Annotated in this window: 17 protein-coding genes; 5 read left to right on the top strand and 12 right to left on the bottom strand. The window is 66.8% G+C overall.

Annotation, left to right across the window (positions count from 1 at the left end; translation table 11 throughout):
- Positions 1 to 147: 147 nt before the first annotated feature.
- Together ACVCMI_RS10925 and purB are read right to left on the bottom strand one after the other, a co-directional pair.
- Complete coding sequence (locus ACVCMI_RS10925) at positions 148 to 1,962, bottom strand: DUF885 domain-containing protein (RefSeq protein ID WP_447098813.1); 1,815 nt, start codon at positions 1,960 to 1,962, stop codon at positions 148 to 150.
- A 103-nt stretch (positions 1,963 to 2,065) separates the two neighbouring features.
- On the bottom strand, positions 2,066 to 3,433 hold the full coding sequence (gene purB, locus ACVCMI_RS10920) for an adenylosuccinate lyase (protein ID WP_447098814.1): 1,368 nt from the start codon (positions 3,431 to 3,433) through the stop codon (positions 2,066 to 2,068).
- 224 nt (positions 3,434 to 3,657) lie between these two features.
- On the opposite strand from purB, the gene ACVCMI_RS10915 reads away from it, so the two are divergent.
- Entirely contained in the window at positions 3,658 to 5,040 is a 1,383-nt protein-coding gene (locus tag ACVCMI_RS10915) for a class II fumarate hydratase (RefSeq protein WP_447098815.1), read from the top strand.
- Between the two features lie 142 nt (positions 5,041 to 5,182).
- Here the strand turns inward: ACVCMI_RS10915 and ACVCMI_RS10910 are convergent, their stop codons facing one another.
- The 6 genes from ACVCMI_RS10910 to ACVCMI_RS10885 form a co-directional block, all read right to left on the bottom strand.
- Complete coding sequence (locus tag ACVCMI_RS10910; protein WP_395118690.1) at positions 5,183 to 5,875, bottom strand: hypothetical protein; 693 nt, start codon at positions 5,873 to 5,875, stop codon at positions 5,183 to 5,185.
- 34 nt (positions 5,876 to 5,909) lie between these two features.
- Entirely contained in the window at positions 5,910 to 6,869 is a 960-nt protein-coding gene (locus tag ACVCMI_RS10905; protein WP_395118688.1) for an ABC-2 transporter permease, read from the bottom strand.
- Positions 6,866 to 7,723 carry an ABC transporter ATP-binding protein gene (locus ACVCMI_RS10900; RefSeq protein WP_395118686.1) on the bottom strand — a complete coding sequence of 286 codons (858 nt, stop codon included), beginning with the start codon at positions 7,721 to 7,723 and terminating at the stop codon, positions 6,866 to 6,868. The genes ACVCMI_RS10905 and ACVCMI_RS10900 overlap by 4 nt, the downstream gene beginning before the upstream one ends.
- Positions 7,720 to 8,094 carry a GntR family transcriptional regulator gene (locus ACVCMI_RS10895; RefSeq protein WP_395118684.1) on the bottom strand — a complete coding sequence of 125 codons (375 nt, stop codon included), beginning with the start codon at positions 8,092 to 8,094 and terminating at the stop codon, positions 7,720 to 7,722. Before ACVCMI_RS10895 ends, ACVCMI_RS10900 begins: the two co-directional genes overlap by 4 nt.
- Before the next feature lie 2 nt (positions 8,095 to 8,096).
- The gene (locus ACVCMI_RS10890; protein ID WP_395118682.1) at positions 8,097 to 8,444 is read right to left on the bottom strand and encodes a hypothetical protein; all 348 of its coding nucleotides are present in this window, start codon (positions 8,442 to 8,444) and stop codon (positions 8,097 to 8,099) included.
- 279 nt (positions 8,445 to 8,723) lie between these two features.
- Complete coding sequence (locus tag ACVCMI_RS10885) at positions 8,724 to 10,394, bottom strand: amidohydrolase (RefSeq protein WP_447098816.1); 1,671 nt, start codon at positions 10,392 to 10,394, stop codon at positions 8,724 to 8,726.
- A 127-nt stretch (positions 10,395 to 10,521) separates the two neighbouring features.
- On the opposite strand from ACVCMI_RS10885, the gene ACVCMI_RS10880 reads away from it, so the two are divergent.
- The 3 genes from ACVCMI_RS10880 to ACVCMI_RS10870 all read left to right on the top strand — a co-directional run bounded on the left by ACVCMI_RS10880 (position 10,522) and on the right by ACVCMI_RS10870 (position 13,503).
- Positions 10,522 to 11,496 carry a LysR substrate-binding domain-containing protein gene (locus ACVCMI_RS10880; protein WP_447098817.1) on the top strand — a complete coding sequence of 325 codons (975 nt, stop codon included), beginning with the start codon at positions 10,522 to 10,524 and terminating at the stop codon, positions 11,494 to 11,496.
- A gap of 64 nt (positions 11,497 to 11,560) precedes the next feature.
- Positions 11,561 to 12,700: a pyridoxal phosphate-dependent aminotransferase gene (locus tag ACVCMI_RS10875; RefSeq protein ID WP_447098818.1), complete on the top strand. Its 1,140-nt coding sequence runs from the start codon at positions 11,561 to 11,563 to the stop codon at positions 12,698 to 12,700.
- A gap of 2 nt (positions 12,701 to 12,702) precedes the next feature.
- Positions 12,703 to 13,503, top strand: a complete 801-nt coding sequence (locus tag ACVCMI_RS10870; protein ID WP_447098819.1) for an amidohydrolase — start codon at positions 12,703 to 12,705, stop codon at positions 13,501 to 13,503.
- A 34-nt stretch (positions 13,504 to 13,537) separates the two neighbouring features.
- On the opposite strand, the gene arsC is transcribed toward ACVCMI_RS10870, so the two are convergent.
- The 4 genes from arsC to ACVCMI_RS10850 all read right to left on the bottom strand — a co-directional run bounded on the left by arsC (position 13,538) and on the right by ACVCMI_RS10850 (position 17,147).
- On the bottom strand, positions 13,538 to 13,882 hold the full coding sequence (arsC, locus tag ACVCMI_RS10865; protein WP_447098820.1) for an arsenate reductase (glutaredoxin): 345 nt from the start codon (positions 13,880 to 13,882) through the stop codon (positions 13,538 to 13,540).
- Between the two features lie 9 nt (positions 13,883 to 13,891).
- Complete coding sequence (locus ACVCMI_RS10860; protein WP_447098821.1) at positions 13,892 to 15,292, bottom strand: pseudouridine synthase; 1,401 nt, start codon at positions 15,290 to 15,292, stop codon at positions 13,892 to 13,894.
- Positions 15,289 to 16,152 carry an SMC-Scp complex subunit ScpB gene (scpB, locus tag ACVCMI_RS10855; RefSeq protein WP_447098822.1) on the bottom strand — a complete coding sequence of 288 codons (864 nt, stop codon included), beginning with the start codon at positions 16,150 to 16,152 and terminating at the stop codon, positions 15,289 to 15,291. Before scpB ends, ACVCMI_RS10860 begins: the two co-directional genes overlap by 4 nt.
- A gap of 62 nt (positions 16,153 to 16,214) precedes the next feature.
- A complete protein-coding gene (locus ACVCMI_RS10850) occupies positions 16,215 to 17,147 on the bottom strand; it encodes a segregation and condensation protein A (protein ID WP_395118666.1) in 933 nt (310 codons plus the stop codon).
- A gap of 845 nt (positions 17,148 to 17,992) precedes the next feature.
- On the opposite strand from ACVCMI_RS10850, the gene ACVCMI_RS10845 reads away from it, so the two are divergent.
- On the top strand, positions 17,993 to 18,361 hold the full coding sequence (locus ACVCMI_RS10845) for a PilZ domain-containing protein (protein WP_395118664.1): 369 nt from the start codon (positions 17,993 to 17,995) through the stop codon (positions 18,359 to 18,361).
- Positions 18,362 to 18,409 lie beyond the last annotated feature (48 nt).

Genomic DNA, 18,409 nt, shown 5'->3' with positions numbered 1-18,409 from the left:
CCGCGCCGTTCGTCATGTCACGATGAAGGAAGCCACCTCCATGGTGGCGATGCAGCCGCGATGTCGCGTCGCTGTCGCTGCATCGACGCGATCAGGCTCATTCGTCTTGGAAGGCGAATGAGCCTGATCAGCGTGGCCACTGAGGGCCTAGTGGGACGAAGCGGACGCTTCCGCTGCCGGCGCCGTCGCGCTCGCCGTCCACAGCTTCGCTTCGGCTTTCCCGCCCAGCATCTGCTGACGCACCAGCGGGATCGGCGGGCCGCCGTAGCTGAGGAACTGGTCGTGGAATGCCTTCAGCGCGTTCGGGCCGGGGTGGGCGGCGATCCAGTCCTTGCGCAGCTGCATGATCATCAGCTTGCCCATGGTGTAGTTGAGATAGGCCGGGTCGTAGGTGCCGCGGGCAGCCTGCTGGCGGGCGTTGCCCGGGTCCTGGAAGGCCTTGTCGCGGAACATCTGCTCGGACTGGGCCATGCTCATGCCGCCGGTGTGCAGGCCTATTGCCGAGAGGTAGCGCACGTCGCGCAGCAGGGCGTTGGTGAGCTGGCCGATGTGGACTTCCGGCGTGGCGCCGTCGAGGCCGGCGTCGAACATCATCTCCTCGGCGTAATGTGCCCAGCCTTCGGCGAAGGCATAGCCGACGAACAGCTGGCCGAATTTCCAGTGCGCACGGTTGGCGTGCAGGAACTGCAGGAAGTGGCCGGGCCAGACTTCATGCGCGGAGACGAACAGCAGCGCCGCCTTGCCCGGCACGTAGGCGGCCTGGTCGGCCTTGCTCCAGGTCGGGTCGGGCGGGGCGATGTAGTACACCGACGGCAGGTTGTTCTCGTACGGGCCGGGGATCTCGATGTAGGCGAAGTTCCAGCGGTTGAACGGCGGGGCCTCTTCGGCCTTGGCCTGCTCGGTGCCGGGAATGCTGACCAGATCCTTGTCGACGATGAACTGGCGCAGGCTGGCGAGCTGCGCGCGGGCGCCTTCAACTGCTCCGCCGACGGGTTTGTCGGCGCTCTCCTTCGCCACGCAATCCTTCAGCGATTGGCCCGGGGCAAACTTGTCGCAGGCGCTCTTGAGCGAGGCAAGGTTGCGCGCAAGATCGGATTCGCCGATCGCCTTGAGCTGGTCCAGCGGAAGGTCGACCCGTTCGGTGGCATGCAGCATCTTCGCGAACTTGTCCGCGCCCAGCGCGAAGTCCTGGGTGGCGTGCGGCTTCTGCGCCTTGAGCCAGTCGGCCAGCTCTTGCGAGGCCTTGATGGCGGCGGCGTTGCTGGCCTTGAAGCGCGCCTGCAGGGCATCGTCCTTCACCTGGGCGAAGATGCCGGGCACGTCGGTCTTGAAGAAGCTGGCGAAGCCTGCGAACGAATTTACGCCCACGTCGATGTACGAGGCGGGCAGTGGCAGCTTGAGGTTGGCCTTGATCTGCGCCAGCGCCTTGGGCAGCGCCTCCTGGTAAGTCACGAAGGCCGCCATGCGCTGCGCCAGCGGCGCGTATGGCCGGGTCAGGTACATGCTCGGCGACAGGTCGCCGGTGTAGAAGGTGGGGTTCTTGTACGGAGCGCCCGAATCCTCCAGCCAGAACAATTGGCCGTCGATCACCGCCAGTACGTAGTCGCGCTGGAATCGGCCGCGGGCATCCAGCTCGTCATCGGTGAATGCGGCAAAGCTCTTCCTTTGCGCATGCAGCCAGTCCGCGTTGGCCTTCAGGCCTTCGGCGCTGAAATCGGGCAGACGGCCGTCGAACTCGTGCTTGCCGGCGTTGGCCGCGAACACCGGGTAGTGCTGGAAGTAGCCGGCAAGGAACGCGTCGACGTCCGTTGCCAGTGTCGCGTTGCGGCCGGCGTCCGCCGCGTGGACGCTGGATGCGGCGGCCGGCGTGGACTGGCCCGACAGCGAGGCGTCGGCGGAGCAGCCGGCAAGAAAGGTGGCGGCAACGACGGCAGAGAGTGTGAGCGCGCGCAATGGATGCATGTCGACTTCCCCGGGATGATCGCAAGCGCCGAGCCTAAGGCGTACTGCCGGTTCGACGCAATCGCGCGGGGGGTGGTGCCGGTTGTCGTGCCGCGCGGAGCGGTCAGATTTCCTTCGCCAAGCGCTTTGCCAGCCCGATGTAGCCGGCCGGCGTCAGCTCCAGCAGGTGCTGTTTCGCATCCGCCGGAAGTTCAAGCCCGGCGATGAACTCGCGCATGGAATCCCTGGTGATGCCGTGGCCGCGGGTCAGTGCCTTGAGCTGCTCGTAGGGTTGCGGCAGGCCGTAGCGACGCATCACGGTCTGTACGGCTTCGGCCAGCACTTCCCAGCTGGTGTCGAGGTCGGCGGCGATGCGTTCGGCGTTGACGTTGAGTTTGCCCAGGCCCTTCTTCAGCGATTCCAGCGCCACCAGCGTGTGGCCGAAGGCGGTGCCGAGCGCACGCAGCACGGTGGAATCGGTGAGGTCGCGCTGCCAGCGGCTGATCGGCAGCTTCTCGGCGAAGTGACCCAGCAGCGCGTTGGCGAGGCCGAAGTTGCCTTCGGCGTTCTCGAAGTCGATCGGGTTGACCTTGTGCGGCATGGTCGAGGAGCCGACTTCACCGGCCTTCAAGGTCTGCTTGAAGTAGCCCAGCGAGATGTAGCCCCAGATGTCGCGGGCCAGGTCGATCAGGATGATGTTGGCGCGGCGCACCGCGTCGCAGTATTCGGCGACGTTGTCGTGCGGCTCGATCTGGGTGGTGTAGGCGTTGTAGTCGAGGCCGAGGCTTTCGACGAAGCGCTGCGAGAAACCCCGCCAGTCCATTTCAGGGTAGGTGATCACGTGGGCGTTGTAGTTGCCCACCGCGCCGTTGATCTTGCCGGAGACTTCGACCGCCGCCAGCTGCTTGCGCTGACGTTCCAGGCGCGCCACCACGTTGGCGATCTCCTTGCCCAGCGTGCTGGGCGAGGCGGTCTGGCCGTGCGTGCGCGAGAGCAGCGGCAGGCCGGCGTTGTCGTGCGCCATCTGGCGCAGCGTGTCGATCAGCGCATCGAGCTGCGGCAGCAGCACGCCGCGGCGCGCGTCGCGCAGCATCAGCGCGTAGGAGAGGTTGTTGATGTCCTCGCTGGTGCAGGCGAAGTGCACGAACTCCTTCGCCTGCGCGAGGCTGGCGTCGGCGCCGATCTTCTCCTTGATGAAGTACTCGACCGCCTTGACGTCGTGGTTGGTGGTCGCCTCGATCGCCTTGATCCGCTCGCCGTCGGCCTCGCTGAAGTCCTCCGCGATGGCTTTCAGGGTGGCGACCTGGGTCGCGTCGAAGGCGGGGAGTTCGACGATCTTGGGCTCGGCGGCAAGGGCCAGCAGCCATTCGATCTCCACCTGCACGCGGCGATGCATCAGCCCGAACTCGCTGAAGATCGGACGCAGCGCTTCGACCTTGCTGGCGTAGCGGCCGTCCAGCGGCGACAGGGCGGTCAGGGCGTGGTTGGACATCGGGGCGTTCCGGCGAGGGGAAACGAGCATTTTACATTGCCGGCGGCTCCGTGCCCGGCGGCTTATAGTGGGCGGACGTGACCGTCTCCCGTTCACCCTGAGCGTAGCGCCGAAGGCGCGAAGTCGAAGGGTATCAAGAGGGCTTCGACTTCGCGCCTTCGGCGCTACGCTCAGCCCGAACGGTCCAGGCGATGCCACGGTCCCACCCCGAAGGAATTTCCCCAATGAACAACTTCCGCATCGAACACGACAGCATGGGCGAGCTGCAAGTCCCGGCTGACGCGCTGTATGGCGCGCAGACCCAGCGCGCGATCGACAACTTCCCGATTTCCGGCCTGCACCTGCCGCGGCCGTTCATCCGTGCGCTGGGGCTGATCAAGGCCGCTGCGGCCGACGTGAACCTTTCGCTGGGCCATCTGAAAAAGGGTCAGGCGGCGGCGATCCGCAAGGCGGCGCTGGCGGTGGCGGACGGCCAGTACGACGCGCAATTCCCGATCGACATCTTCCAGACCGGTTCGGGCACCAGCACCAACATGAATGCAAACGAGGTGATCGCGCACCTGGCGGTTGCCGCGGGTGCGAAGGTGCATCCGAACGACCACGTCAATTACGGGCAGAGCTCGAACGACGTGATCCCCACCGCCATCCACGTCAGCGCCACGCTGACCGCCAGCGAGCAATTGCTGCCGGCGCTGAAGCACCTGCAGAAGGCGATCGACAAGCGCGCGCGCGAACTGAAGAACACGCCCAAGACCGGCCGCACCCACCTGATGGACGCGATGCCGATCACCTTCGGGCAGGAACTGTCGGGCTGGGCGGCGCAGGTCGGCGCGGCCATCGAGCGGATCGAGGATGCGCTGAAGCGCATGCGCCGACTGCCGCAGGGCGGCACCGCGGTGGGCACCGGCATCAACGCCGACCCGAAGTTCGGCCCGGCGATGGCCGCCCAGCTGAGGAAGCTGACCGGGGTGAAGTTCGAGTCGGCGCAAAACTACTTCGAGGGCATGGCCGCGCAGGATGCGGCGGTGGAACTGTCCGGCGCGTTGAAGACGCTGGCCGTCGCGTTGATGAAGATCGCCAACGACCTGCGCTGGATGAACTCCGGCCCGCTGGCCGGCCTGGGCGAGATCGAGCTGCCGGCGCTCCAGCCGGGATCGTCGATCATGCCGGGCAAGGTCAATCCGGTGATCCCCGAGGCGGTGGCGATGGTGGCCGCGCAGGTGATCGGCAACGATGCCTCGATCACCATCGCCGGCCAGAGCGGCAATTTCCAGCTCAACGTGATGCTGCCGCTGATCGCGCACAACCTGCTGCAGTCGATCGGCATCCTGGCCAATGTCAGCGTGCTGCTGGCGGACAAGTCCATCGCCGGCTTCAAGGTCAACAAGGCGCGGGTGTACCAGGCGCTGGCGATGAACCCGATCCTGGTCACCGCGCTGAACCCGGTGATCGGCTACGAGAAGGGCGCGGCCACCGCCAAGCAGGCGTACAAACAGCACCGGCCGATCATGGACGTGGCGCTGGAAACCACCGGGCTGAAAAAGGACGAGTTGAAGAAGCTGCTCGACCCGATGGCGCTGACCCGCGGCGGCATCCACGAAAAATAGACAACCAGGGATTCGGGATACGGGATTGGTGATTTGCAAAGGCATCGCCCGCGAGCGGGCTCCTGCAGCCTCCGTCATCTCGCAGAAGCCCGCTCGCGGGCGATGCCTTTGCTTTTGCTCTCGCGAATCCCGAATCCCGTCCTCAGAACGACAGCACGGTCACGCCTTTCTTGTGGCCCGAGTTGGCAATGTTCTTGTCGCAGTCCTGCACGTCTTCCTCCGTCATCGTCGCGTAGGGCTTGAATGCGGGCATCGTGGTTGCCAGCTGCTGCTGGGCGGCGCGCAGGTCGGGCAGGCGTTTGCACAGCTCGAGGGCGGCGGCCTGGATGCGGTCGGTCTGCGGCTTGATCGCCGCCTCGATTTCCGCGTCGCTCTTGCCGCTGAACGCGCCGCTCAGCGCTGCGCTGGCGGCATGCATGCCGAGGTCCGCGCCTTGCGTGCCGATCGCCATGCCGGCCTCGGCGATGTCGATGACGCGGTGGCGGTAGTCCAGCAGCAGCTGCCGTTGCTCCGGCGTGGCGGCGACCGGCTTGCCGTCGATCAGCAGCTCGCCTTGCGGCGTGATCTGGGCGTTGGATGTCGAGCGGCCCATGCGCAGGGTGCTGCCGATGTGGACGGTGTCCACGTCGATGTTTTTGGTCGCCAGTTCCTGCCGGGCCTTCTGCATGGCGTCGTCGACGCGACGGGCCACCCACGAGGTGGGCGCCTTGTCACCGGCAGTTTGTGCGGTGGTTGCCGAGGAGGCCGGCTGGGAGTCCGTGTGGTCCGACTGGCCGCAGGCGGCCAGCGGCAACAGCAAGGCCAGGGCGAGGGCGTTGAGGGTGAGGGATTTCATGGGTGCTTCTCCAAGTCGTGTGTTGGAACGCAACTCAGCTGTCGTCGCGCCAGCGGCGGAACCAGATCGCGCCGGCCAGCATGGCGGCGGCCGCGGCCACGCCGATCCAGAGGTTCATCGAGCCCATCGCGCTGTAGCTGTGCATCACGCTCAGGGTGGAAAGCACCTGCGCCGGGTTGTCGCCGCCGATGCCGCTGACCTCGCTGAACCAGCCACCCGGGAACACGCTGCCCAGGATGCGGGCCACCACGCCACGCCAGTACCAGTCGTTGGAGATATTCAGCGTGCCCAGCAGGTTGAACCAGCCAATCACGATGCCGACGCCCACCGGCAATGCCACCGCCCACAGGAAGGGCTTGCTGCGCGCCCAGGCCGAGCAGAGCATCAGCCAGCCCACCGTCGGCAGCGCCCACAGCACATAGAGCGGGATCGAGCCGACCAGGTTGGCGATCACCTGCAGCGGGTGCGACAGGCCCAGCAGGTGCCACACGCTGACGCCATGCAGGGACAGGGTGATGGCGAACATCAGCAGCATCACGATCCCGGTGAGGGCGCCCACGACCACCGCGATCAACGGCGCGACCACGGTGGCGGAGAAGACCTTGGACAGCACGGTTGCGGTGTCCGACACCGGCAGCGATTTCCAGAACAGGATGCTGCGGTCGCGGCGATCGTCGTAGAGCGCGCCGAGGCAGTAGAAGAACACCACGAAGCCGAGCACGATACCGATGATCATGGTGGAGGAGTACATCACCAGGTCCAGCCCGGCACCGACCGCCTCCATCGACCGCTGGTCCAGGTCCTGGGTGAGCAGGTGCAGGTTGTTGCTGCCCATACCCAGGTGGAAGCCCATCTGCCGGCCCATCACCTCGCCGGTCACGATACCCATCAGGTTCAGCACCAGGAAAATTGCGGCCGTGATCACCGGCGCACGCAGGAAGCCGCCGCGGTGCTCCCAGAATTCGCGTTTGACCAACCACAGGAAGGTGTTCATGCGTAGGTTCCCTTCATGGTGGCGACGAACAGGTCGCTGATGGATGGCCGCCGGGTTTCGCCCAGGGCTTCCAGTTGCGCGCGTCCGACACCGTCGAACAGAAAGATGCTCTTGCCGAAGACCTGGCGCTCGTCCAGCGGCTTCAGCGCACGGGCGGCCTCGGACCGGTCGGCGTTGACCATCACCTCGATGTAGCGCTCGCCCACGGCGTCCATGTCCGCGTCGAGCACGATCCTGCCGTCGCGGATGAACATCAGGTCGGTGAGGATGTGCTCGACTTCCTCCACCTGGTGGGTGGTGACGATGATGGTCTTGTTCTCGTCGAAGTAGTCCTCCAGCAGGTTCTGGTAGAACTGCTTGCGGTAGAGGATGTCCAGGCCCAGGGTCGGCTCGTCCAGGATCAGCAGCTTGGCGTCGATCGCCATCACCAGCGCCAGGTGCAACTGCACGATCATGCCCTTGGACATCTGCCGCACGCGCTGTTCGGGCTGCAGCTTGGTGCGGGCAAGGAAGGCCTCGCACTTGGCGCGGTCGAAACGCGGATGCACGTGGGCGACGAAGTCGACCACTTCACGCACGCGAATCCAGCGCGGCAGCACCGCCACGTCGGCGATGAAGCACACCTCGCCCATCAGCCGGTCGCGCTGCTTGCGCGGGTCGAAACCCAGCACGTTCAGCTCGCCGGTGAAGTCGGTCAGGCCCAGGATGGCCTTCAGTGCGGTGGTCTTGCCGGCACCGTTGGGGCCGATCAGGCCGACGATGCGACCGGGTTCGACCTGGAAACTGACGTTGTCCAGCGCGACCGTCGACTTGTAACGCTTGCCGAGGCCGCTGGCCGTGATGACCGCGCTCATGCTGATGGCTCCTGGTGGTTGCCGGCTTCCCGCATCAGGGTCTTGAGATCCAGTCCGAGGCGCTGCAGGCGGGCATGCAACGCCGGCCATTCCTCGCGCAGGAAGCGTTCCCGTTCGGACTTGAGCAGCGCATCGCGCGCCCCTTCGATGACAAACATGCCCAGACCCCTCCTTTTTTCCACGAGTTGTTCGTCGACCAGTTCCTGGTACGCCTTCGATACGGTCAGCGGGTTGATCTGATAATCCGCCGCTACCTGGCGTACCGACGGCAGCGGGTCGCCTTCATTCAAGGCGCCGTCCAGGATCATCGCCACCACACGCTGGTGCAGTTGGCGATAGATCGGGACGCTGTCGTTCCAGGCGATGGTCATGGTTATTCCTTGGTGATGCGATCGAACTTCTTGCCAAACGAATAGTAGGGCATGACCCACTGCGCCCCGAGCAGGCCCAGCGGCTCGATCGTGTCGCCCAGGCGCAGCTGCGCGTCGGCGGGCACGACGGCGAGGTTGGCGGCGCTGCCGTCGTCGATCAGCGCCGCGGCGCGCCATTCGGCGGCGCTCGGATGCACGGTAACGGGGGCCAGGTTGGTGACGTGGGCCGGCGTGCTGGTGTGGCTGTTGCCGACCGGCTGCCAGGCGTCGACGTTGTACAAGACGGCGCGCAGGCTCGCGAAGGTGAGCAGGATGGCCGCGGCGCCGGCGATCAGTTTGTACGCTTTCATGTCGAACCTCCTTTGGTGCTCTGGGTGAGTGGTGTTGTAGTGAACTATAACACCGACTTTTGAGCCGTCAAGGGGAAATTCGGATTTGACTACATGACTGATGGCCTATGGGGCGGGGGAATAGGGAATAGGGAATAGGGAATAGGGAATAGCCGAAGCCAAGAGCATCAGGGCGGCGCTTTTCCGCTCTTTCTATTCCCTATTCCCCATTCCCTATTCCCTGCTCCAAACAAAAAGCCGGCTTCGCAGCCGGCCTTCTCGGGTCGTCAGGGGAGGTGATCAATCCTTCTTCGCGTACACCTGCCTGCCGCCCACCCAGGTCTGCAGCACCTTGGTGTTCCAGAGCTTGCTGGCCGGGTCCTTGAATACGTCGTGGTCGACCAGGATGAAGTCGGCCCACTTGCCGGGCTCCAGCGTGCCGATGCGGTTCTCCGCATGCTCGGCGTACGCCGCATCGAGGGTGAAGGCGCGCAGGGCCTGGGTCAGGCTCAGATCCTGCTGCGGATACCAGCCGCCGGGCGGCTGCCCCTGGTGGTCTTCGCGGGTGACGGCCGAGTACAGGCCGAAGAACGGGTTGGGCGACTCGACCGGGAAATCCGAACCCGCGGCGATCACCGTGCCCTGTTTCAGGAAGCGCTGCCACGCGTAAGCCCCCTTGATGCGTTCGTGGCCCACGCGATCCTCGGCCATGTTCATGTCGGAGGTGGCGTGGGTGGGCTGCATCGAGGCGATCAGCTGCAGCGGCACGAAGCGCGGGATGTCCTCCAGCGAGACGATCTGCGCGTGCTCGACGCGGTTGCGCAACGCCTTGGCGTCGGGGTGGCTGCGATAGGCCGCGGCGAAGCTGTCCAGCACTTCGCGGTTGGCGCGGTCGCCGATGGCGTGGATGCCGACCTGGTAGCCCTTGGCGAATGCCTTGTCGATCTTGGCCGTCATGGTGGCAGGCGACATGAACAGCAGGCCGCTGTTGTGCGGGTCGTCGGAGTAGGGCTTGAGCATCGCGGCGCCGCGGCTGCCCAGTGCGCCGTCGGCGAACAGCTTGACCGCGCGCACGGTGAGGAAATCATTGCCGTAGCCGATCAGCGGACCGTCCTTGCTGATGACGTCGAAGGACTCGCCGGTATCGCGGATCATCGCGTAGATGCGCGCGGTCAGCTTGTGCGCGTCGGCGTACTGCCGGTAGAGCCGGTAGTTGTCCAGATCGATGCCGGCATCGCTGACGCCGGTGAGGCCGACGCGGGCCATCTCGGCCAGCGCCGTGTCCAGCGCGGCGGCTTTCTCCGCCGCGGTCAGCGCCGGCACGTGGGTGTCGACCAGCTCGGTGGCGCCGTCGACGAACACGCCGGCCGGATTGCCTTGCGCGTCGCGCTCGATGCGTCCGCCAGCCGGGTCGGCAGTGGCGCGGGTGACGCCGGCGAGCTTGATCGCTGCACTGTTGGCCCACGCGGCGTGGCCGTCCACGCGGCTCAACCACACCGGCCGGTCGGCGACCGCGGTATCGAGCTCGCTGGCGGTGGGGAAGCGGCCGAGTTTCCAGATCACCTGGTTCCAGCCGCCGCCGCGGATCCATTTCGCCTGCGGATGCGCCTGGGCGTAGGCCTTCACCTTGGCCAGCGCTTCGTCCAGTGAGCGGGTCTCGCTGAGGTCGACGCTGTTGCGCGCGTAGCCCAGTTCCAGCACGTGGCCGTGGGCGTCGATCAAGCCGGGCAGCAGGGTCTGGTCGCGGCCGTCGATCACGCTGGCGCCATCGGCGCGTGGCTGCAGTTCGGCCGTGCTGCCGGTGGCCACCACCTTGCCGTCATCGACCAGCAGCGCCTGGAACTGCTGCAACTTGCCCTGGCTGTCCAGCGTGTAGCCGTTGACGTTGCTGACCAGCAGCTTGGCGGCATGGCCCAGCGGGGCGCTCGCCAGCAGCACGGCGAACAGGAGCACGCGCGGGAACGGAGTCATGTGGAGATTCCGGCAGTCGGGTGCGCCAGTGTGTCAATGCCGGCCGGCAATTTCCAGCGGCGGCTGGCGCAGTCGAACCGCGGTGCTACGCTGGCGCGATGGCCGTGGTTCGTAGATGGATACGAAGATGACGCAACTGAGCGGTGCCTTGCAGGATCTGAACGATCTGTACTTCTTTGCGGCGGTGGTCGAGCACGGCGGCTTCTCCGCCGCCGGCCGCGCGCTGGGCGTGCCCAAGTCGCGCCTGAGCAAGCGGGTGGCCCAGCTGGAGGAGCGGCTCGGCGTGCGCCTGCTGCAGCGAACCACCCGCCGGTTCGTGGTTACCGAGGTCGGCGAGCGCTTCTACACCCATTGCCGTGCGGTGCTGGAAGAGGCCCAGGCGGCGCAGGACGCGGTGGACGAGTTGCGCGCCGAGCCGCGCGGTGTCGTGCGCCTGAGCTGCCCGGTTTCGCTGGCGCAGACCGTGCTGGCGTACCTGCTGCCGGATTTCCTGGCGATGTACCCGAAGATGCAGGTGCGTCTGCTGGCGAACGATCGCCGTATCGACGTGATCGGCGAGGGCTTCGACCTGGCCATTCGCGTGCGCAGCAAGCTGGACACCGACGCCAACCTGGTGATCCGCAGTTTCGGCCATTCCAGCACCACCCTGGTGGCCAGCCCCGCGCTGCTGAAGGTCACCGGGCGCCCGGCGACGCCGGAGGAGCTGGCCAGGTTGCCCGCTCTGTCGATGCGCGAGCACGAAGGCGCGCAGACGTGGGAGTTGATCGACGCCGGCGGGGGGCAGGTCAACGTGGAGGTGCAGGCGCGCCTGATCACCGGCGATTTCGCCGTGCTGCTGGAGGCGGCCCGCCGCGGCCTGGGCGTGGCCCTGCTGCCGGAGTTCGTGTGCGCGCCGGCGATTGCCGCCGGCGAACTGGAAGTGGTGTTGCCGGACTGGACCATGCCCGAGGGCATCATGCATTTCGTCTACCCCAGCCGGCGCGGCATGCTGCCGGGCGTGCGCGCACTGGTCGATTTCCTGGCCGAGCGGCTGCCGGAAACCACGTTGCTGAAACACCAGCAGTGCCGCGAACGCCCGCAGGCCGAGCTGCCGCCTGCCTGATGCAGGCGACCCGGCCCATGCGCTACGCTGATTCCCTTATGGACATCCAAACGGCCAGATGACGATGATTGAAACCAAGCTGCCCAAGGTCGGTACGACGATTTTCAGCGTGATGAGCCAGTGGGCGCTGCAGCACCAGGCAGTCAACCTCGGCCAGGGCTTCCCCGATTTCGAACCGCCGCAGGAGCTGCGCGATGCTTTGACGCGGGCGATGAACACCGGCAGGAACCAGTACGCCCCGATGCACGGCACCGCCGCCCTGCGCGAGCAGATTGCGCTGAAGACCGCGCGTCTGTACGGGCGCAAGCTCGACGTCGATACCGACATCACGGTCACCTCCGGCGCCACCGAGGCGATCTTCGCGGCAATCGCCGCGACGGTGCGCGCGGGCGAGGAGGTGATCGTGTTCGACCCGGCCTACGACTGCTACGAGCCGGCGATCGAGCTGCAGGGCGCGCGCGCGGTGCACATCCCGCTGACCGTGCCGGCGTTCGCGATCGACTGGCAGCGCGTGCGCGACGCGGTGACGCCGAAGACGCGCATGATCCTCATCAACACCCCGCACAATCCTTCCGGCGCGGTGCTCTCGGCGGCCGACCTGGACGAGCTGGCGGCGATCGTGCGCGATACCGGCATCGTGGTGCTGTCCGACGAGGTGTACGAGCATATCGTCTACGAAGGTGCCCATGAGAGCGTGCTGCGCCACCCGGAACTGGCCGAACGCAGCATCGTGGTCTCCTCGTTCGGCAAGACCTATCACTGCACCGGCTGGAAGGTCGGTTACGCGGTGGCGCCGGCCGCGTTGTCGGCCGAATTTCGCAAGGTGCACCAGTACCTGACCTTCTGCACGTTTCATCCGGCGCAGGTGGCATTTGCCGAATTCATGGCCAGCACGCCGCAACACTACCTGGAATTGCCGGCGTTCTACCGGGCCAAGCGCGACCGCTTCCGCGCGCTGCTGGCGCCTTCGCGTTTCAAGCTGCTCGACGTGCCGGGCGGCTATTTCCAGCTGGTCGATTACTCGGCGATCCGCGACGATGACGATCTCGCCTTCAGTCGCTGGCTGGTGGAGCACGGCGGCGTGGCGACGATTCCGCTGACGCCGTTCTGCGAACGCCCGCCGGGCACGCGCCTGCTGCGGCTGTGCTTTGCCAAGAGCGACGCCACCATGGAGGCGGCCGCCGAGCGGCTGTGCCGGCTGTGACGATGCTGCCGCTGACCGTGTCGCTGGTGCAGGGCGCCACGCGCTGGCATGACGCGCCGGCCAACCGCGACTATTACGGCGAGCTGGTGCGTCGTGCGCGCGGCAGCGATCTGGTGGTGCTGCCGGAAACCTTCCTCTCCGGCTTCAGCAACGATACCCGCGCCAGCGCCGACACGATGGAGGGCGAGGGCATCGCCTGGCTGCGCGCGCTGGCCGTCGAGGTGGGGGCGGTGATCTGCGGCAGCGTGGCGATCCGCGAGGACGAGGTGGTCTACAACCGCCTGCTGTGGATGCGCCCGGACGGCAGCTTCGAGCAGTACGACAAGCGCCACCTGTTCCGCATGGCCGGCGAGCACACCCGCTACGGCAGCGGCAGGCGGCGGCCAATCGTCGAGCTGAAGGGTTGGCGCATCCTGCCGCAGGTCTGCTACGACCTGCGCTTTCCGGTGTGGTTGCGCAATCGCCGGCTCGCATCGGCCAGTGGTGGCATGGATTACGACCTGGCGGTGTTCGTGGCGAACTGGCCGGCCGCGCGTCGGCATCCCTGGCGTACCCTGCTGCGCGCGCGGGCGATCGAGAACCTCGCCTGCGTGGTCGGCGTGAACCGGGTCGGCGTGGACGGCAACGAGATCGCCTATGCCGGCGACAGCGCGGTGATCGATCCGGTGGGCGAGGCACTGGTGGAACTGGGTGCGCAGGAGCAGGTGGTCACCGTCACTCTCGACCCGGCCCCGCTGCTGGCGCATCGCGAACGCTTCCCGGCATGGATGGATGCGGACTCATTCACGCTTGACGCGGATTGACGAGCGCTGACCGGCACCGGGCGCGAGCGGGCTCCTACAAGATGGCCAGCACCGATTCGGGCGGCCGGCCGATCACGGCCTTGCCGTTGGCCACCACGATCGGTCGTTCGATCAGGCGCGGGTGCGCCACCATGGCGGCGATCAGCGACCGGTCATCGAGCGAGGGCGAATCCAGGCCGAGCTCGGTGTACTCCGCTTCGCCGGTGCGCAGCAATTGCCGGGCGGTCATGCCCAGTTGCTTGAGCAGGTCGACCAGTTCCGTCGCGGTGGGTGGCGTGTCGAGGTAGTTGATTACCTCGACGTCGTCGGCGCGTTCCTGCAGCAGGGCCAGCGTGGCGCGCGACTTGGAGCAGCGGTTGTTGTGGTAGATGCGGATCATCGCTCGCCCTCAACGGTTGCCGGAGCGGTTGCCGCCGCGACCCGGCGGGCGTCCGCCGCCATGGCCCTTGGGCCGCGGGCTGCCCGGGGCGCGGTTGCCGCCCTGGCCACGACCGGCGTGGCCGGGTCGGTTGGCAGGCGCGCGGTTGCCGCTGCCGCCCGTGCCGACGTAGGGGCTGCCGGCAGCGGGGGCGCCGCGTGAGCGCCCACCCGCCGCGCCACGGTTGCCGGTGGTGGCGCCGGCCAAGCCGCGCCGACCGCCGGGACGGGGGCTGCCATCGCGAGACTCGCCGGCAAACCAGGTGCGCACCGAAGGCAGCTCCTGGCCCGGTGCCACACGACGGCCCTTGCCGTGCCGCTTCGCATTCCCCGGCGCCCGCTCAGGTGCCGCCACGTTGCCGTTGACCTCGCGGCCGTTGCGCGGCGCGGATTTGCGTCCGCGTGCGGGTTCTTCGCGAATGCGGTCGTAGGCACGCAGCTCGCGCGCCTCGTCCTGGCCGCTGGTCCAGGCGCTGCCGGTGCCGTGCTCCGGGCGATATTCGGTGACGCCGCGGGTGGCACGGCGCTGGTGCAGGATCGGGCTCAGCGTCAGCACCGGCTGGGGGAGTCCGAGCCCGCTGGTCTGGCGCAACTGCTTGACGCTGTCGGCATCGAGCGCCTCGCATTCGCCGCGACGCAGGTTGCGCGGCAGCTCGATCCGGCCGTAGCGGATGCGCTTGAGCCGGCTGACCAGGAAGCCCTGCGAATCCCACAAGCGGCGCACTTCGCGGTTGCGGCCTTCGCGGATCACCACGCGGAACCAGCTGTGGCTGCCGCCGCGGCTGATCACGGCGATCTCGTCGAAGCGGGCCGGGCCGTCCTCCAGCTCCACGCCGGCTTTCAGGCGTTCGATGACCTCGTCCGGCACCTCGCCGTGCACGCGGCACAGGTACTCGCGCTCCATGCCGCTCTTGGGATGCATCAGGCCGTTGGCCAGCTCGCCGTCGGTGGTCAGCAGCAGCAGGCCGGTGGTGTTGATGTCCAGCCGGCCCACGGCAACCCAGCGCGCGCCTTTGAGTTGCGGCAGTTGTTCGAACACGGTCGGGCGGCCATCGGGATCGTCGCGGGTGGTCAGCACGCCTTCGGGCTTGTGGTAGATCAGCACTTCGGCGTCATCGCGGTTGTCGGTGGCCACCACGAATTGCTTGCCGTCCATGACCACGCGATCGCCAGCCTTGACGCTCATGCCGATCTCGGCGGGGCTGCCGTTGAGCTCTATCTCTCCGGCCTGGATGCGTTGTTCCAGCATGCGGCGCGAGCCGAGGCCGGCGTTGGCGAGCACCTTGTGCAGGCGTTCCTCCAGGGCCGGTCCGTCAGTGGCTGCGCGGGTGTCGCGCTTCAGGGTAAGAACGGATTTTTGCGGCGCAGTCATGCGCTTTGCTCCTTGGTATCTTGATCGTCGGCGTCGGTTTCGACGGCCGTGGTCGACGGGCTGGCGGAAGGCGAACCGGGATGGTCGGCAGCTTCGTCAGGCCCGGATGAGCCGCTGGGCGCCTGGGCGTCGGCGGCGAGGGTGGGGTGGTGGGCGTCGATCGGTGATCCGGTGCCTGACTCGGCGTCGGACAGCGGTTCGCGCGGGGAGTCGGTTTCGCCCGGATCGGTCGTTTCCGCAACCTGGTCGTCCGCGTCGTCGTCCGGATCGATGGGCAGGTCGCGGCCGACGTGCGCCGGCAGCGGGTCGGGCTCGAAGCGCATCTGCGGATCTTCCATGTCGCGGATCTCCGACAGCGGCGGCAGCTGATCGAGCGATTTCAGGTTGAAGTAGTCGAGGAACGCGCGCGTGGTGCCGAACAACGCCGGCTTGCCGGGCACGTCACGATGGCCGACCACGCGAATCCACTCGCGCTCCTCCATCGTCTTGATGATGTTGGAGGACACCACCACGCCGCGGATCTGCTCGATCTCGGGACGGGTGATCGGCTGCCGGTAGGCGATCAGCGCCAGTGTTTCCAGCAGGGCGCGCGAGTAGCGGCTGGGTCGCTCGGTCCACATCCGCGAGATCCACGGATGCACGTCCTGGCGCACCTGGTAGCGGAAGCCGGAGGCGACCTCCTTCAGTTCGATGCCGCGCCCTTCACAGTCGCCGGCCAGTGATTCCAGCGCCTGGGCGATCTGCTGCGAGCCGACGTCCTCGTCTTCGTTGAACAGGTCGCCGAGCTGGGGCAGGGTCATCGGTTGGGTCGACGCCAGCAAGGCGGCCTCGATGATGGGTTTGAGTTGGTCGATCTGCATGGGTTCGAGTCGGTGCCGGGTCGGCGTGGGTCGGTCCAGAGATGGATCGGTCGATGGGTGGATCAGTCGCCGGACGGTTCGGCCAGCGCCGATTCGCCCGTTCGTGTGTCTTCCGCCGGCAGTTCGGCGGGCTCCTCATGGCTGGCCTTGGCCTTGACGTAGATCGGCGCCAGCGGCACTTCCTGCACGATCTCGATCAGCATTTCCTTGGCCAGCTCCAGCATCGCCAGGAAGGTCACCACGATGCCCGGGCGGCCTTCGGCCAGGTCGAACAGGTCCTCGAACCGGTGGAAGGTGTCGTCTTCCAGCCGGCTCAGCAGCTCGCCCATGCGCTGGCGCACGCTGAGCGCCTCGCGCTTGATTGCGTGATGCCCGAACAGTTCGGCCCGGTGCATCACGTCCTTGAGTGCCAGCAGCAGCTCGGTCAGTTCCAGCGGGGGCGGCAGCCGGATCACGTTGCGCTCGCCGGTGTCGGCATGCACCACCACGCTGTCGCGCTCCATGCGCGGCAGGGCCTCGATGTCCTCGGCCGCCCGCTTGAACCGCTCGTACTCCTGCAAACGGCGTACCAGTTCGGCGCGCGGGTCGTCTTCCAACCCTTCTTCCAGCGGCGGACGCGGCAGCAGCAGGCGCGATTTGATCTCGCCCAGGATCGCCGCCATCAGCAGGTACTCGGCGGCCAGCTCCAGCCGCATCACGTCCCGCATCAGTTCGATGTAGGTCATGTACTGCCGGGTGATCTCGGCAACCGGGATGTCCAGGATGTCCAGGTTCTGTCGGCGGATCAGGTACAGCAGCAGATCCAGCGGACCTTCGAACGACTCCAGGATGACCTCGAGCGCATCCGGCGGGATGTACAGATCCTGCGGCATCTGCAGCATCGGTTCGCCGCGCACGATGGCCAGCGGCATCTCCTGTTGTTGCGGTACCGCGGCAAATGCGTCGGGCGTGGCGGCGCCCGGATCGGACTGCTCGACGACGGATTCAGTGCTCATCAAGGCCTGTCTGGAGAGCCGTGTTCCACGGCTGGCAGTGGGTAGCGCATGTTCATGGTTGTTCGTGGGCAGGCGCGACGTGGTGCTCGCGCCCGGCATGTGCCCGCGCTCAAACGCGTCGTTGGGCGGCGTCCCGGTATCCCGTTTCCGTGCAACATCAAAACCGAGGCGCGGTCGGCGCCATCGTTTCGCCCGGCATGATGAATCCACGCGTCGTGGTTCGGTCAGGCGGGTCGTCAGCGACCAAGGCGCTGCTGTTGCGGGTCGTCGGCCACGACAACAGAGCAAGCCAACTGGCGAACAACTTCGGCGCCGCTGGCTCTTTGCCGGTCAGTCTGGGTACTTCGGTGGACAACCCTGGAGCGCCGAAGGGCCGGCAGCAAGCAGGTTCCATGGGTCCACGCGTGGCCACAGGGTAATGGCAAGCCGGACACAAGTCCAGTCGGTCGCGGGTGGACGAAAAGCGCGTGCGGGGTTCATGTCCGCGTCGGCAACAGGCAGAATAGGGGGTTCCGCCACTACCGCGGGGATGCCGGTGGCCCCACGTGACCCAATGTGACGCTGCGGGGCAAGCGCGAAAGCGCTCGAAGCACCCTTCCAGAGGGGCTGTCGACAGCTGAAAGGAAGGTGTCCTTTCGGCGGCCGGCAAATGCGGCGTCTGCCCACGGCAAGCGGCCTGGCGAGGGGTTTGGCGGTGTACGTACGCCGTGGCACGGCAATTGCTACGAGCGGAGGGAGGCCGGACGCACGACAGCCGGTTTCGATGGGGCCGGTGCGGTCGCCGGACATGAGGGTGGTGCGTTCCTGCCCCGGGCAGGCGCAAACGCAGACAGGCGGTAAAACTGATGGCGATCGACAAACAGGGACATGATCGAGGCGAGCCGGAGAAGTTGCGTCCGGCGCGCATGCAGATCGAGACGACGGTGCTGATCAGCCGTCATGGCGAGTCGCACCCCACCGAACTGGTGGATATCTCGGCGACCGGAGCATTGCTGCGCCGCCCGCTGGGCTGGACCGGCGAAACCGGGCAGAGCTGGGTGCTGGACATGATTTTCGGGCACAACCTGCATATCCATCTGGAGGCGACTGTCGCGCGCATCTCCGATCATCACATCGGTTTTTCCTACAGCCGCATTCCGGAGGACAAGCAGGTGCCGCTGTGGAACCTGCTGGGCGGTTACGCCGATATCCTGGAGTACTGGAAGGACGGTTGAGCCGGTTCCGTCGCGCCTGCACGAAAACGCCCGCGATTGCGGGCGTTT

This window comes from Rhodanobacter sp. UC4448_H15, assembly GCF_052978265.1.
The sequence above is the reverse complement of the archived record's forward strand: the minus strand, read 5'-3'. Positions and strand labels throughout refer to the sequence as shown.

Excerpts from the sequence above, each read along its gene's own strand:
- ACVCMI_RS10850 (WP_395118666.1), bottom strand. The coding sequence starts at position 17,147 with ATGAGCACTGAATCCGTCGTCGAGCAGTCCGATCCGGGCGCCGCCACG.
- ACVCMI_RS10870 (WP_447098819.1), top strand. The coding sequence starts at position 12,703 with ATGCTGCCGCTGACCGTGTCGCTGGTGCAGGGCGCCACGCGCTGGCAT.
- ACVCMI_RS10900 (WP_395118686.1), bottom strand. The coding sequence starts at position 7,723 with ATGAGCGCGGTCATCACGGCCAGCGGCCTCGGCAAGCGTTACAAGTCG.
- ACVCMI_RS10910 (WP_395118690.1), bottom strand. The coding sequence starts at position 5,875 with ATGAAATCCCTCACCCTCAACGCCCTCGCCCTGGCCTTGCTGTTGCCG.
- ACVCMI_RS10880 (WP_447098817.1), top strand. The coding sequence starts at position 10,522 with ATGACGCAACTGAGCGGTGCCTTGCAGGATCTGAACGATCTGTACTTC.
- ACVCMI_RS10875 (WP_447098818.1), top strand. The coding sequence starts at position 11,561 with ATGATTGAAACCAAGCTGCCCAAGGTCGGTACGACGATTTTCAGCGTG.
- ACVCMI_RS10885 (WP_447098816.1), bottom strand. The coding sequence starts at position 10,394 with ATGACTCCGTTCCCGCGCGTGCTCCTGTTCGCCGTGCTGCTGGCGAGC.
- ACVCMI_RS10905 (WP_395118688.1), bottom strand. The coding sequence starts at position 6,869 with ATGAACACCTTCCTGTGGTTGGTCAAACGCGAATTCTGGGAGCACCGC.
- ACVCMI_RS10895 (WP_395118684.1), bottom strand. The coding sequence starts at position 8,094 with ATGACCATCGCCTGGAACGACAGCGTCCCGATCTATCGCCAACTGCAC.
- ACVCMI_RS10915 (WP_447098815.1), top strand. The coding sequence starts at position 3,658 with ATGAACAACTTCCGCATCGAACACGACAGCATGGGCGAGCTGCAAGTC.
- arsC (WP_447098820.1), bottom strand. The coding sequence starts at position 13,882 with ATGATCCGCATCTACCACAACAACCGCTGCTCCAAGTCGCGCGCCACG.
- purB (WP_447098814.1), bottom strand. The coding sequence starts at position 3,433 with ATGTCCAACCACGCCCTGACCGCCCTGTCGCCGCTGGACGGCCGCTAC.
- ACVCMI_RS10860 (WP_447098821.1), bottom strand. The coding sequence starts at position 15,292 with ATGACTGCGCCGCAAAAATCCGTTCTTACCCTGAAGCGCGACACCCGC.
- ACVCMI_RS10925 (WP_447098813.1), bottom strand. The coding sequence starts at position 1,962 with ATGCATCCATTGCGCGCGCTCACACTCTCTGCCGTCGTTGCCGCCACC.
- ACVCMI_RS10890 (WP_395118682.1), bottom strand. The coding sequence starts at position 8,444 with ATGAAAGCGTACAAACTGATCGCCGGCGCCGCGGCCATCCTGCTCACC.
- ACVCMI_RS10845 (WP_395118664.1), top strand. The coding sequence starts at position 17,993 with ATGGCGATCGACAAACAGGGACATGATCGAGGCGAGCCGGAGAAGTTG.
- scpB (WP_447098822.1), bottom strand. The coding sequence starts at position 16,152 with ATGCAGATCGACCAACTCAAACCCATCATCGAGGCCGCCTTGCTGGCG.